The sequence below is a fragment of the Burkholderia sp. MR1-5-21 genome (assembly GCF_053427715.1).
The window spans coordinates 125,207-137,946 of the sequence record NZ_JBSAXD010000020.1 but is presented as its reverse complement, the minus strand read 5'-3'; the positions used below and the strand labels follow the sequence as shown (position 1 = coordinate 137,946).

Annotated in this window: 12 protein-coding genes; 8 read left to right on the top strand and 4 right to left on the bottom strand. The window is 62.9% G+C overall.

Translation table 11 applies throughout. The features are described 5' to 3' along the window. Nucleotides 1-8: 8 nt before the first annotated feature. From ACV229_RS25490 to ACV229_RS25480, 3 genes are all read right to left on the bottom strand, one after another. Nucleotides 9-941 (bottom strand): VOC family protein, encoded by a 933-nt coding sequence (locus tag ACV229_RS25490; protein WP_448085880.1) that lies wholly within the window; start codon nucleotides 939-941, stop codon nucleotides 9-11. A 165-nt stretch (nucleotides 942-1,106) separates the two neighbouring features. Beyond that, nucleotides 1,107-1,769 carry an NADPH-dependent FMN reductase gene (locus tag ACV229_RS25485; RefSeq protein WP_448085879.1) on the bottom strand — a complete coding sequence of 221 codons (663 nt, stop codon included), beginning with the start codon at nucleotides 1,767-1,769 and terminating at the stop codon, nucleotides 1,107-1,109. A gap of 39 nt (nucleotides 1,770-1,808) precedes the next feature. Further along, nucleotides 1,809-2,402, bottom strand: a complete 594-nt coding sequence (locus ACV229_RS25480) for a flavin reductase family protein (RefSeq protein WP_448085878.1) — start codon at nucleotides 2,400-2,402, stop codon at nucleotides 1,809-1,811. Nucleotides 2,403-2,762: 360 nt separating this feature from the next. On the opposite strand from ACV229_RS25480, the gene ACV229_RS25475 reads away from it, so the two are divergent. The 8 genes from ACV229_RS25475 (at nucleotide 2,763) to ACV229_RS25440 (ending at nucleotide 11,566) form a co-directional block, all read left to right on the top strand. Further along, nucleotides 2,763-3,284, top strand: a complete 522-nt coding sequence (locus ACV229_RS25475) for a hypothetical protein (protein ID WP_448085877.1) — start codon at nucleotides 2,763-2,765, stop codon at nucleotides 3,282-3,284. Between the two features lie 46 nt (nucleotides 3,285-3,330). After that, nucleotides 3,331-4,674 (top strand): acyl-CoA dehydrogenase family protein, encoded by a 1,344-nt coding sequence (locus tag ACV229_RS25470; protein WP_448085876.1) that lies wholly within the window; start codon nucleotides 3,331-3,333, stop codon nucleotides 4,672-4,674. Then, a complete protein-coding gene (locus ACV229_RS25465; protein WP_448085875.1) occupies nucleotides 4,671-5,858 on the top strand; it encodes an acyl-CoA dehydrogenase family protein in 1,188 nt (395 codons plus the stop codon). The genes ACV229_RS25470 and ACV229_RS25465 overlap by 4 nt, the downstream gene beginning before the upstream one ends. A gap of 17 nt (nucleotides 5,859-5,875) precedes the next feature. Beyond that, nucleotides 5,876-6,526 carry a nuclear transport factor 2 family protein gene (locus ACV229_RS25460; protein ID WP_448085874.1) on the top strand — a complete coding sequence of 217 codons (651 nt, stop codon included), beginning with the start codon at nucleotides 5,876-5,878 and terminating at the stop codon, nucleotides 6,524-6,526. Between the two features lie 266 nt (nucleotides 6,527-6,792). After that, entirely contained in the window at nucleotides 6,793-8,157 is a 1,365-nt protein-coding gene (locus ACV229_RS25455) for an MFS transporter (protein WP_448085873.1), read from the top strand. Nucleotides 8,158-8,329: 172 nt separating this feature from the next. Beyond that, on the top strand, nucleotides 8,330-9,796 hold the full coding sequence (locus ACV229_RS25450; RefSeq protein WP_448085872.1) for a carbohydrate porin: 1,467 nt from the start codon (nucleotides 8,330-8,332) through the stop codon (nucleotides 9,794-9,796). Between the two features lie 203 nt (nucleotides 9,797-9,999). Further along, the gene (locus ACV229_RS25445) at nucleotides 10,000-11,019 is read left to right on the top strand and encodes an LLM class flavin-dependent oxidoreductase (protein ID WP_448085871.1); all 1,020 of its coding nucleotides are present in this window, start codon (nucleotides 10,000-10,002) and stop codon (nucleotides 11,017-11,019) included. A 43-nt stretch (nucleotides 11,020-11,062) separates the two neighbouring features. After that, entirely contained in the window at nucleotides 11,063-11,566 is a 504-nt protein-coding gene (locus ACV229_RS25440) for a 6,7-dimethyl-8-ribityllumazine synthase (protein ID WP_448085870.1), read from the top strand. Nucleotides 11,567-11,645: 79 nt separating this feature from the next. On the opposite strand, the gene ACV229_RS25435 is transcribed toward ACV229_RS25440, so the two are convergent. Continuing rightward, nucleotides 11,646-12,740 (bottom strand): HAMP domain-containing sensor histidine kinase, encoded by a 1,095-nt coding sequence (locus ACV229_RS25435; RefSeq protein ID WP_448085869.1) that lies wholly within the window; start codon nucleotides 12,738-12,740, stop codon nucleotides 11,646-11,648.

Here is a 12,740-nt window from a genome sequence, read left to right as displayed (position 1 = left end):
GCGGGCTGTCACTCGAAGAATTCCGGCATCAGCGGCGGCGCCCACTGGCTCAGTTCATCGTTGGAAATTTCGGCATGGCCGACGGGCGTGTCATCATTGACCAGGTCGCCGTCGGTCCAGTGCTCGATCTTGTTACCGAACGGGTCGCGCCAGTAATCGAAGATCTGACTACCCTGAACGTGGCGGCCAACGCCCCATGTGTGCCGGTAGCCTTGCGACCTGAGGTGTTCGCCGCCCTGGTAGAGATCGTCCAGATCCAGCACCTCGAACGCTGCATGGTCGAAACGTGCGGCACTCTCCTGCGTGGCCACGAGCGCAATCGTGTGGTGATCCGTCCACTGCCCACCGAGTCCGCAGTGCAGGAATGCGGCAATGGTGTTCTGCTCGTTGCCTGCCCAGTAGGTATCCGAAACGCGAAAGCCGAGTACGTCACGATAGAACGCGAGCGTTTCCTGAAAATTCGGCACGAGCACGGCGACGTGCCCGAGTCGCACGATCGAACTCGGTTTGCGCGCAATACGAATCGTTGTGCCGAAGCGCTGGCGTCGCACCGACGGATTCATCGTGAACGGATCGCGGGCCGGCAAGGGCTCGTGACGAGCCTGGCCATGCAGCACGTCGACCACGAACCCCGCAGGATCAGTAAAACGCACCCGCTTGCCACCACCCGGTTCCGGGTTGTCCTCGACCGCCAGACCAAGCTGGGCAGCGAGCCGTTCCAGATCGGCATGCGAGCGCGCGAACAGCCCGAACCCCACGGGGGCATTCTTGTCGCCGAGCTCGCTGATATGCGACTGGTGCGCGGCGCCCGCAGCACGCATGTAGAGCGCGCGCCCCGTATGCGCGACGCGATGCAGCCCGAAGTCGGTTAAAAACGGCTCCATGCGCTCGAGGTCGGTGACCTGATAGCGCACGAACGCAATATCCTCGACGGTAACCAATGCTTGTCTCCTGTCGACCGGAGTTAGTGCTTCAGCACTTATTCCGGTCCCATGCTTTGCGGTCGTTCTCGTTACGGGCGCCTCATCGGCATCCGATCGCGACGCCGCAACCGGGTCGTTATGCCGGCTGCGACGCATTGAGTTGAATACGTGTTCGTTGGTGGGTTAAGGCTTGGGACCCGCACCCGGCGGCAGGCCCGGTGCCCCCGGGCCGCCCGGCGGGGGCGGAGGTGCGCCCGGGGGAAGCTCGCGCTTGCGCTGCGGCACTTCCTTGCGCAGCGGCTCCAGCGCATTCGTCCAGCGCAGCAGCTCGTCGAGATGGAACGGAAGCGTGGCTTCGATGATCGGCGTCGGCGAGAAGAGTCCGTCCTGGACCTGCTTCATCGCGAAGGGAATGGCGACACCGTCTGCGATCGGCATCATGCGAACGGCGGTAACGGCCTCCTTGAGCGCCTGAACCGCGCGCAGGCCGGCGGCCAACCCGCCGTAGCTCACGAAGCCCACCGGCTTGTACGTCCACTCCCAGTAAAGGTACGTAATCGCGTTGAGCAGACTCGCCGGCGGTCCGTAGTTGTACTCGGGCGTGACGAACAGGAACGCGTCCGCGGAAGCGACGAGGCGGCTCCACGCGTTCGTGCGCTCCTTCGTGTAGTTCCCCATGCGCGGATGATGCGGCTCGTCGAACAGCGGCAGGTCGAGTTCGGCGAGGTCGGCGATTTGAACCTCGAAGCCCGCGTGTTTCCTTGCGGCGTCGGCGGCCCACCGGCCGATAGGGAGCCCGAGCCGCCCCGGGCGCGTGCTCGCGATGACAATCAGTAGCTTCGGCATTTTCTTCCTTTGTCGAAAGTGTGTAGATGGCTGTCCGGACTACTCCGGCAGCCTGGATTTCGCATCGATCCGATGCCAGGCACGGTCGTGATAGACGAGCGGCGCATATTCTTCGCATTGCGAAACATTCGCCTCCAGCGCATGACACGCGATGACGATCGACCCGCCAACCTGCATGCGCAGCCGCTCGACAATCCGACCGCGAACCCGGATAGGCGCGTTGACCAGATACGGCTCTCCGGTCGCCAGACGGTCCCAGCTCGTGGTGTCCGCGAAGCGGTCCGCCCCCTTGGTTGAGAAGAGCTGCGCCAGCTGGCGTTGCTGAACACCCAACAGATGAATCACCAACGTATCGGCATTGGCGATTGCCTGGGCAGTGGGCGATGCCGACGACAGTGAAAACGCGAACAGCGGCGGCTCGGCGCTGACGGAAAACACGGATGTCGCGGTCAGCCCGACAGGGCCGTTGCCATCGTCTGCGGTGATCACGGCGACCCCGGCGGGATGACCGCGAAACGCCTGCTTGAACTCGTCCGGCGAAATTCCGCCGACGGGAATCGACGGGGCCACACCCTCGCCGGCGACGGCGCCATTGCGACCGGCCGGCCCATCCTGGTCAGATAAGAATCCCATGAATACCCCCGGGTCAAAAGTGTACGTTTTCGTACTATAACCGCACCAGTATCGCCTCGCAACCCTAGGGTTGCCCTGATCAAATCCATCACGCCCGCGCCGATCTCAGCGCCCGTCACTCGGCCGGCATCCCGCTCATAAGTCCTTGTAAATACGTGATTTATTTCCGTATTCCAAGTGAATTCGTGAATCTATGACGCCGCTCGAACCCACATCACTTGTCGCCTAGGGAGTTTCCCTATCGCACAAATCGATTCTTGACAGAACTGTTTCGTTTCCAAGAAACTGGGCTCCATCGCGTTACAACGCATCCGGCATGAGCGGGGCGTTGCGCAATCGGAAAAACACCAGGAGGAGCACATGAGTACAGATATGCCGGTGAGCGCCGCGGGATATCGATTCGACGGACCCCTTGCCACGATCTCGGACCCGACGTTCTTTCGGTGCTGGATGGAGGACGCCGGCTATGTCGAACGGCTTGTCCAGTCCGCTGATCCCGTCGACACCGCGCGCAAGCTTGTAGCCGTCGCATTCCAGCGCGAACTTGCGCGTTTGATCGCAAGCGGGCGTATTGCCGAGGGCATTGACGATCTTCTGGCGACCTTCATCTCGGACGACTACCGGCAACACGATCCTCATCTCGCGGATGGACGGGACTCGCTTGCACAGTTCTTCCGCCATGCCGACGCCGCGGGCGTCGATTTGTGGCCGCCCATGCCTGTGTGCGTGATGAACGACGGCGATGTCGTTGCCCTGCTGCTCCAGGGCGCAACCGATCAAGGGGGCGAGCGCTTTATCCCGACCATGTTTCGCGTTCGCGGTGGCCTGATGACCGAACACTGGAGTGCCGCGGCGCCCCCGCCGGCCCCACCAGCCCGATAACGAGGCCATACCACGACGTATCAGTTTTGAATGAAAGGATGAACCGATGAACGATACCGCGCAGGCAGTAAAGGAGCTCTTGACTCAGGGCAGATTCTCTCCGGGAAGATCGTTGTTCTCGCCGGACAGTACGTTGTCGGAAAGTGCCGCGCTCATGCGACGCGAGGTGGCAGAGCTTGTGCCGGCATTGCGGGCCCAGGCGGACGAAGCCGAGCGTCAGCGGTCACTCACCATGGACATTTCGAAGCGTCTTGGTGAGATTGGCGTATTCGACCTCGGCACCCCCATGGAATTCGGCGGGCTCGCCGCCGGCGCACGCGACATTGTCGAAGTGCTCCGTGAAGTGGGACGTGGCGATGGCTCGGCAGGTTGGCTGGCCGGCACCGCGGCCAATAACCACCTGCTGGTCGTGGCCTATCCGGATGAGGCAGTTCGCGAAGTGTTCAGCACCGGCCGAAGCCTGAATGGCCCACGGCTGGTGGCGGCCTCGATCTTCGCGCGCCAGGTCGGCACCGCGCGCCGGGTCGATGGTGGCTGGATGATTCGCGGGCGATGGGGCTTCGCAAGCGGCTGCCGCACGGCCGAGTGGGCAATGGTCGGTGCGGATTTCGACGGAGAGAACGGCCCGGCGCGCGGACTTGCGCTGCTGCCTCGCGAGACCTACGAGATCCTCAACGACTGGAACACCGCCGGTATGGCTGGAACGGCGAGCAACACGATCGTGATCGAAAACGAAGTCTTCATGCCTGCTCACCGCATGTTCGATCTCGCCGAGCTTCCCGCACGGATGGATGCCCTGAAGGACCGCTATCAGGGGGCCGCTTTCTCGTGGCGTGATCAGGCGCGTATCGTCGTCATCACGCTGAACCTTGCTGCGGTCGCACTGGGCATGGCAGAAGGCGCGCTGGAGTGCTTCGTCCAGCAGGCGCCCAAGCGAACGCCGTTCAATCTTCCGTTTTATCCGACCATTGCGGACTGCCCCGGTGCGCAGATCAGTGCAGGCCGGTCGCAAGCCGGCATCGATGTCGCTCGCGGGACCGTCGAGCGCGTCGCCGACGGCATCGACCGGTTGAGCGCCGCAAGGCTTGATCTGACCCAGATTGAGGCGACGCGCATGCACATGGAACTCGTGTTTGCGATTCGCCTGTGCTCCGACGCCATCGCGGACCTCGAGTCCGCCCTCGGCTCCGCCGCATTCGCCCTGGCCAACCCGGTTCAGCGGTTTCACCGTGACATCCGGGTCCTCTGCTCTCACGGTGCAATCCGCTTCGATCCGCTCGCCGAGTTGAGCGGTCGCGATGCACTGGGCCGATCGGAGGACAAGACCTTCGCCGGCGGGCTTCCGAATGTCGAAGCCCAGATCGCAAACCAAATCGGGACTCAAAAATGACAGTCATTAGCGAAGGCCGGATGCGTTCGGCAACCTTGATCCAGGCCGCGGCGGAGCTGGCTCCCATTGCGCGGGAGTACGCCCAGGAGGCGGACGCATCCCGCCGGGTTTCCGACGCGGTCATCGACGCCCTCAGGGACGCCGGTTTGTTCACCGCCATGCGCCCCGTCGAGGTGGGCGGGTCGGCGATCAGCTTCGGCGAGTTCATTGACATCGTCCGCCATATCTCCCGCGGTGACGCATCGGCGGGCTGGGTTGCGGCCTTTCTGATCTCGCACGAATGGCTGCTTTCGCGCCTGAACGCCGAGGCGCAGGCCGAGATCTTCGCGGACGGATTCGGTCTCGCCGCTGCTGCGGCCGCGCCACCCGGGAAAGCCGAGCTGGTAAATGGGGGATATCGGATCACCGGCCGGTGGCGATTCGCGTCGGCAATCCTGCACTCGAACTGGGTTGTCGTCTCTGCCGGTAACCCGGCGACAGGTCCGCTGGCGGTCGTTGCACGGATCGACGAAGGCAAGATCCATGACACGTGGCACGTTCCCGGCATGCGGGCGACGGGCTCCAACGACTTCGAACTTCACGACGCCTTCATTCCGGCGCACCGTGTCGTCGACTTCGTCCGGTACTCGTCGCGAGACAACGACGGCGCGAAACTCTATCCGTCATATGAAGTGCTGCAATACCCGATGTATCGCGTGCTGTCGTTGATCCACGGCGCCGTCGCCGTTGGCACTGCGGAAGCCGCGCTCGAGCTTTACCCGTCGATCATCGGCAACCGCGTGCGCCCGCAAAGCGGCCAGCCGTACGCGGAGGAATCAGGCAACCACTCGACGTTTGGCGAGGCGACTCAACAGGCACAGGTTGCGCGCCTGCTGCTGGACGACGCCGTTGCCCGCACCGAGCGACTCTATCGGCGCGGCGCGCCGGATCCGTCGCTGGAAGAACGGGCCCGCCTGAATCTGGCCGTCACCGGCAGCGGCACCGAGGCACTGAGGGCCGTCGATACGCTCGTGCAGAACGCCGGCGCGAGCATTCACCGTGACGGCCATCCGCTCGACCTCATCAACCGGAACTCGCAGGTGATGCGCAGTCACGCGGTGCTCGATTGGCGCTATGCGCAGTCGCTCGCTGGTCGGGTGCTGCTCGGACAAGGACTGGGCAAGCATGCGGATGCATTGTATTGACGACAGGAGTTGACGGAATGAATAGCAGACTGTCGCTGGAAAAGCGGATCCAACGTCTCGAGGCCGCGGTCGAGATCCAGAACCTCATGAGCAAATACCAGTACCTGCACTCGGCCTACTTGAACGAGCGCATCGTCGAGCTCTTCGCCGATCGGGACGATCTGTCGATCGACGCGCCCTTCGGGCGATATTACGGCCGCGATGCCGCGCGCCGGTGCTTCGGGGTGCTGTTCGAGAAGGATCTCACGCCACGCGATCTTCGTGGCGAGATGGTCGAGCACACCCTGACGACGCCCATCATCGAGGTGGCAGGCGATGCGCAGACGGCGAAGGCGGTATGGAACTCGCCGGGCCACGAGGCGCACAAGTTCTTCTGGGTCGAGGGATCGCCGCGCATTGCCTTCTGGAACTGGCTGAAGTACTCGGTGGATTTCATCCGCACCGAGGCGGGCTGGCGGATCTGGCACCTGCGCGTGTACTCGACGTTTGCTGCCGACTACTACAAGAGCTGGGTCGATGCAGTGCCGCCGCCGGAGCCTCCGCTCAACGAAGGGGACGCAACGTACGACGAGCCACCACGCCCGAGCACGAGCTACAGCACGGATCGCGTCCCGCAGCTCGTTCCGGTGCCACCCGAACCGTACGAGACCTTCGAATCGGAACAGTGAATCCGGGGGCTGCGACCCGCAGCTCGGCGACGCTTGTGCAGCCGTGGTCAATTCGACCGCTTGAGGGTCGATGCCAAGCCATCTGTCCAGGCAGGCGGTCTCTCACAGCAGCCTTCGGGTGCTGAAGCAAAACCATGCAGTTGCCGTGCCAAGCATCTGTAATGGCCCCTCAGCCTAAGGAATTGAAACAGGCGGACAGGGATACATCAAATTTGGAAGGCGAACTTCTTGATTCGCCTCAAATATAATACGGAGCGGAGACAATCATGCATCAGATGGAAGGTAGCAACAAAGCAGCCGGCATTTCCTTTCCCCGGCCAGGGGGAAGCGACGCCCCAGCCTCGGCAGCAGCATCGGCTGCCGGGCACGCGCCGACCTGGAAGCTGATTCCTTTATGGCTGATTGTCGCGCTGATCGTATCGTCCCCCGTTATCGGTGCGGCCGTGATCAATGCGCATATGGCGATCGCGCTGAAAATGGACCGCACGGTCCTTGGCGGCGGCATCAGCCTTTTCGTGGCACTGATGAGCCTGTCCGCACCGTGCGTCGCTCTCGGATTCCGTTACTTCGGAATCAGGAATGTCGCGTTGGCCGGCGTAGCCCTCGCGATGATCGGGGCGATCCTGATGGCCACCGTCGTCTCTTCCGGTCCTTCATTCATCCTTTCTTACGGCTTGGTAATGGGCCTCGGCGTCGGCGCTTCCGGCGTCCTGCCGGTGCAGACGATCGTTGCGACATGGTTTCGGAACCGGCGCGCGTTGGCCGTTTCCGTGATTCTTTCGGCAATCGACATTTCGGGGGTCGTAACGTCGCCGGTATACGCGTGGCTGATCGACAAGACCGGCAGCTGGCGCGACGCCTGGTGGGTGACGCTCGGCTGCTTCATCATCGCCGGCGTGCTGATCCTGTGGATGATTCCGGGCAAGCTCTCGGCCGACCCGCACAGTATCGACGTAAGCACGCCCGTGGTGGATCGTCAATCGAAGAGGACGCGCGTATACAAGACGCCTACGCAGTGGCTGGTTGGTGAAGCAATGCGCACGCCGCAGTACGCATACCTGCTGCTCTACAGCCTCACGACCTGCATCGTCTGGGTATTCTTCCTTTCGCATGGCGTCGAGCATTTGCACGACATCGGCTACAACTCCACGACTGCTGCTACGGCACTCTCGATCATTGTCGGGGCTTCGCTGGCCGGTAACGCGGCTGCCGGGCTTCTTGGCGACCGCATCCCGCCTCACTTGCTTGGCGCCGGTGCGATGCTGATGCTGAGCGCAGGTCTCGCGCTCGCAATCGCACCGTCCGGCTTTCCCGCGCTGGTCATCTTCGGGATCGTGTTCGGGTTTGGCTACGGCGCCGGGCAAGTCTGCTGGATTACCACACTCACGAACTATTTCGGCACCAAGGCCTTTCCCATTCTTTACGGCGTCATTCTCGCAACCGGCATGGTTGGCGGCACGATAGGCGGAATGGGGGCTGGGTCGGTCTACGATCGCCTGCATACCTATGGCCCGGCCTTTGCGGTCGGAGTTGCACTGACTGCGCTGATCGGACTGCTGCAGCTTCTTGCATCACCGAAATCGATTCGGCGCGAGAGCGGGCTGTCGGATCAAAAGGCTTCTTCGCTTTGAGCGCCACCCCGCGCCCAAGCCAGACTTCATAACTCGAGAAGCCATCGAAGCCGGAAGCCTCCGGCTATCGATCACTTTTAATTAGTTTTCCTATATTTTTTGCAATCTTCGTTACGCAAGACAGTCATCTCTGATCCAACGTCACATATAGAAGAAGCAAGGAGACATACTCATGAAGTTCGTCATTGCTGCTGCCTGCGCAGCCATGTGGTCCAGCGTTGCCCCGGCCCAGGCCAATGCACAGAATGATGCTCAACAAGCGTCACCGAACACCGCGCCTTCCGCTGCCGGTGGCCCGGCGGCCGCCCGCACCATCGCGCAGAACGATGCTCAGCAAACGGCGCAAAACAACGCACCCGTCGGCAAACCGACGGTCGTCCCCCAGCCGGCGAGTACTCCCGCAACCGCGGCTGCCACGATGCCGCCGCCGCCGACCAACAACTTCGACCAGCTCGGGGTCAAGGGTTGGGCCACCCCCTTCCCCCTCGCCAGCGATTCGCTGATCGGCGATGCGGGCGGCATCCGTACCAAGCTGGCCGATAACGGGCTTTATTTCCTCGGCTACAGTCTCAACGGGATGGCGTATAACCTCCGCGGGGACAACACCCCGGGCGCCAATTACAACGGCCGGCGCCCCACCTACTACTTTGGCAGCACGGGGGTTGTCTTTACTTACGACGCGAGCAGGATCGGGCTGGAAGGTGGCCAGTTCGAGTTTCAACTGAACGCAATCACCAATGCCGCGAACGACCTCAATGGACCGAAGAACGTCGACATCGGCAGCCTGACCTACTTCCAGCCCTTCCTTCACGACATGTTCGAGGTGAAGGTCGGCTACATGGTCATGGCAAACGAGTTCATGGGCGCGAACGTGGCAGGCAGTTTTGCCAATGGCTCGCTCGGACCGTCGGCCGCATTCATCGGGGTTGTGGGTGCCGCCTTCCCCGGCCTGAACACGCCGGGAATCACGTTCAAGTACAACGCGCCGAACCACTTCTATGACAAGATCGCCGTTGCGCGCGCCATTCCGAACGAGTCCGTCCAGAAGATCGTCGACAGCGAGGGCTTCGGCATGCGCTTCTCCTTCCCGGGCGCGAGAGCGCTCGTGATCAACGAATTCGGCTACAACCGGCCCTCGGCACCCGAGCAGCATAACCTCTGGTTCCGCGCCGGCGGCGTCTACAACTGGACCCAGTACACCAACTTCGACACGGGCCGCACGGAGAACAACAAGGGCCTCTACGCCGCCGTGGACTACCAGCTGACACAGCCTGACCCGTCCATGCCGTTCCGGGGCATCTACGCGGGTGCTTCCATCACCTACGCACCGCCCAACACGAACCTCTTCTCGAGGTATTACGAAGCGCGTGTGTACGGCCTCGGCATCATTCCCGGGCGCCCGCTCGACATGGCCTCCCTTGTCTTTACCGACAACTCGCTCAGCCGTTCGGGCCTGAGAGCGGCATTCGGGGGTCTCGATACGGCCAACAACCTGGCCTCGATCACCGCAAGCTACGCGTACCACTTTCTGCCCGGCGCGTTTGTCCAGGTCGGGCTCGGGATCGTGAAGAACGCGGAGATTTACCCGAAGGTCAACTGGGCGCTGCAAAGCTACCTGAGCCTCAACCTGATCTTCTGACCTGAATTTGCCCGTTGTCTTGGCGGGTACTCGCAGCGTTCGTCAAAGGAAAAGGGCAGCCTTCGATTAGCTGCCCTTATCTTCTTTCTGCAAGCAGTCGCTGTCCACACGCCTCGATGACGGACACATTGGCGTACGAGAGATGGCTTCACTCGCGAGATGGAGGCCAGTCCCCGTGTGAGTTTTCCTTCCCTTCGCATTCGATGAAAAATATCGGTTTCCTTTCGTTCGGCCACTGGGCGCCCTCACCGCATTCGCAGACACGCTCGGCGTCCGACGCGATGCAACAGTCGATCGAACTCGCGGTCTCGGCAGAAGCGCTCGGCGCCGACGGCGCGTATTTCCGCGTCCATCACTTCGCACGTCAACTCGCTGCCCCGTTTCCGCTGCTCGCGGCCATTGGCGCGCGCACGCGACGCATCGAGATCGGAACGGCCGTTATCGATATGCGCTACGAGAACCCGCTCTACATGGCCGAGGATGCCGGTGCGGCCGACCTGATCGCGGGTGGGCGCCTGCAACTCGGTATCAGTCGCGGCTCGCCCGAGCAGGTGATCGACGGATGGCGCCACTTCGGCTACGCGCCTGCCGACGGCGAGACGGGTACCGAGATGGCGCGCCATCATGCCGAGGTGTTCCTGAACGTGCTGCGTGGCGAGGGTTTTGCCGAACCGAGCCCGCATGCAATGTTTCCGAACGCACCGGGACTGCTGCGCGTCGAGCCGCATTCGGAGGGCCTGCGCGATCGCATCTGGTGGGGGGCGAGCTCGGTCGCTACGGCGGGCTGGGCCGCGCGGCTCGGCATGAATCTGCAAAGCTCCACGCTCAAGGACGACGAAGACGGCCGTCCGTTTCACATCCAGCAGGCTGCGCAAATCCGCGCGTACCGCGAGGCCTGGCGCGAGGCAGGGCATCCGCGCAAGCCGCGCGTGTCGGTGAGCCGAAGCATCTTCGCGCTGGTGAACGACGAGGACCGCCGCCATTTTGGCCGCGAAGGCGACGGCCAGGATCAGATCGGGTATTTCGGCGACTTGCGTCTGATCTTCGGCCGTTCGTATGCAGCCGAGCCCGACCAGTTGATTCGAGCGCTCGCGCAGGATGAGGCCGTCGCCGAGGCCGATACGCTGTTGCTGACGGTGCCGAACCAGCTCGGTGTCGACTATTGCGCACATGCGATCGAGGCGATCCTGACCCACGTCGCGCCGGGCCTCGGCTGGCGTTGAGCCCGCGGCTGCGAGCCAAATTACCCAATTCAGGCTGAATTCCATGAACATGTCCACGTCCTTCGAATCCTGCGCGGTTTCCGCAACGGGTTCCAATCGTCCTCGTATCGCCTTCGTGCAGGCGTGCTGGCATCGCGATATCGTCGACCAGTGCAAGACGTCCTTCGTCGCGTCCATGCAGAAGCACGACTATTCGGAGAGCGACATCGATCTCTATGAAGTCGCTGGCGCATTCGAGATTCCGCTACACGCGAAGCGGCTCGCTCAAAGCAGGCGCTACGCCGCAATCGTTGCAGCCGGCCTGGTCGTCGATGGCGGCATCTATCGGCACGATTTCGTCGCCCAAGCCGTGATAAACGGCCTGATGCAGGTCCAGCTCGAAACCGGCACCCCCGTATTCTCGGCCGTGCTGACGCCTCACCACTTCCATCATTGCGACGAGCACGTCGGTTTTTTCAAGGAGCACTTTCTGCTGAAAGGTGCGGAAGCGGCGCAAGCGTGCTCGGACACTGTCAGAAAGCTGTCCTCGCTGCCGGTTTATCGCTAGATCTGTTTTCGCTCACCGGAGCGATGGGCTCTCGATGGTCGCCGCGCGATGAAGGAAGGGAGAGGCGGCGCGATTCCATTCATTGTCGTGGCGCTGACCTGCTCGTCGCCGCCACCCTTGGCAACCGTGCGATCACGACAAGTCCCCCGCCCTCTCGCGGCACGGCACGAATATCGCCGCCGTGCAGCACCAATGCGCGCCGCGCGATGGCCAGCCCCAGGCCGGTGCCCGGCGCCAGCTGCACCGCAGCGTCGGGATGGTGCGCCTCGAGACGCCGGAACGGTTCAAAAATCTCTTCGCACGATTCCGCCGGTACGCCCGGTCCCCTGTCGCTCACGCTGACTTCAAGCCACCCCGCCCCGTCATCGGCTTCCTGCGACGATTTCGCCATGCATGCGCGCACCTCCACCGTCGTATGCGGAGCGGTGTACTTGATCGCATTGCGCACGACGTTCTCCAAAGCGCGGTAAAGCGGCTCGCCGGCGACTTCCGCCACGAAGCTGCCCGGCGCGTCCAGCGTCACGGTGCACTCGCGAGCCTGCGCCTCGAAGGCCGCGTCCTGCACGATGTCGGCCAGCAGCTCCATGACATCCACGCGTTCTCGCGCCGGGTTCATCGCGCCCGCCTCCAGTTTGTGCAGGGTCAGAAGCTCTTCGATGAGCTGATCGAGCCGCTCCGCTTCGCGCGCGATGCGCCCGGTCATTGCGCCCGCCGATTGGGGGTCTTGCTGCATGAGCCCGATCGCGGCCTGGATACGCGCCAGCGGCGACCGCAGTTCGTGCGACACGTCATGAAAAAGCTGGCGCTGCTGCATCGCGGCCTGCTGGAGACGCGCCGCCATGTCGTCGAACTCGCGTGCCAGATAAGCAAACTCGTCACGGCGCGAGCCGAGCGCAGGCGAGACGCGCACGTCGAAACGCGATCGTGCCGCGTCACGCAGCGCCATGCTGAGATGGCGCAGCGGCTTCGACAGATACCAGGCCAGCCCGAAGGCCACCGGCAGGCCCACCGTGGCGCCCGACACCATGGGTACGAGCAGAACCCAGGGCGGCGCATCAGGCGGGTTGTGACCGCTTGCATACAAATAGAAGCCGGCACAAAGGAATGCCGCCACCATGCAGAGCCACAGTACGACGAAACTTCTCCAGAACAGGCGTCCGAGCGGCCACTGCAT

Bases quoted from the DNA above. Each gene is read 5' to 3' on its own strand.
- ACV229_RS25445 (WP_448085871.1), top strand. From the start codon at position 10,000: ATGAAAAATATCGGTTTCCTTTCGTTCGGCCACTGGGCGCCCTCACCG.
- ACV229_RS25475 (WP_448085877.1), top strand. From the start codon at position 2,763: ATGAGTACAGATATGCCGGTGAGCGCCGCGGGATATCGATTCGACGGA.
- ACV229_RS25460 (WP_448085874.1), top strand. From the start codon at position 5,876: ATGAATAGCAGACTGTCGCTGGAAAAGCGGATCCAACGTCTCGAGGCC.
- ACV229_RS25465 (WP_448085875.1), top strand. From the start codon at position 4,671: ATGACAGTCATTAGCGAAGGCCGGATGCGTTCGGCAACCTTGATCCAG.
- ACV229_RS25450 (WP_448085872.1), top strand. From the start codon at position 8,330: ATGAAGTTCGTCATTGCTGCTGCCTGCGCAGCCATGTGGTCCAGCGTT.
- ACV229_RS25480 (WP_448085878.1), bottom strand. From the start codon at position 2,402: ATGGGATTCTTATCTGACCAGGATGGGCCGGCCGGTCGCAATGGCGCC.
- ACV229_RS25435 (WP_448085869.1), bottom strand. From the start codon at position 12,740: ATGCAGTGGCCGCTCGGACGCCTGTTCTGGAGAAGTTTCGTCGTACTG.
- ACV229_RS25455 (WP_448085873.1), top strand. From the start codon at position 6,793: ATGCATCAGATGGAAGGTAGCAACAAAGCAGCCGGCATTTCCTTTCCC.
- ACV229_RS25485 (WP_448085879.1), bottom strand. From the start codon at position 1,769: ATGCCGAAGCTACTGATTGTCATCGCGAGCACGCGCCCGGGGCGGCTC.
- ACV229_RS25470 (WP_448085876.1), top strand. From the start codon at position 3,331: ATGAACGATACCGCGCAGGCAGTAAAGGAGCTCTTGACTCAGGGCAGA.
- ACV229_RS25440 (WP_448085870.1), top strand. From the start codon at position 11,063: ATGAACATGTCCACGTCCTTCGAATCCTGCGCGGTTTCCGCAACGGGT.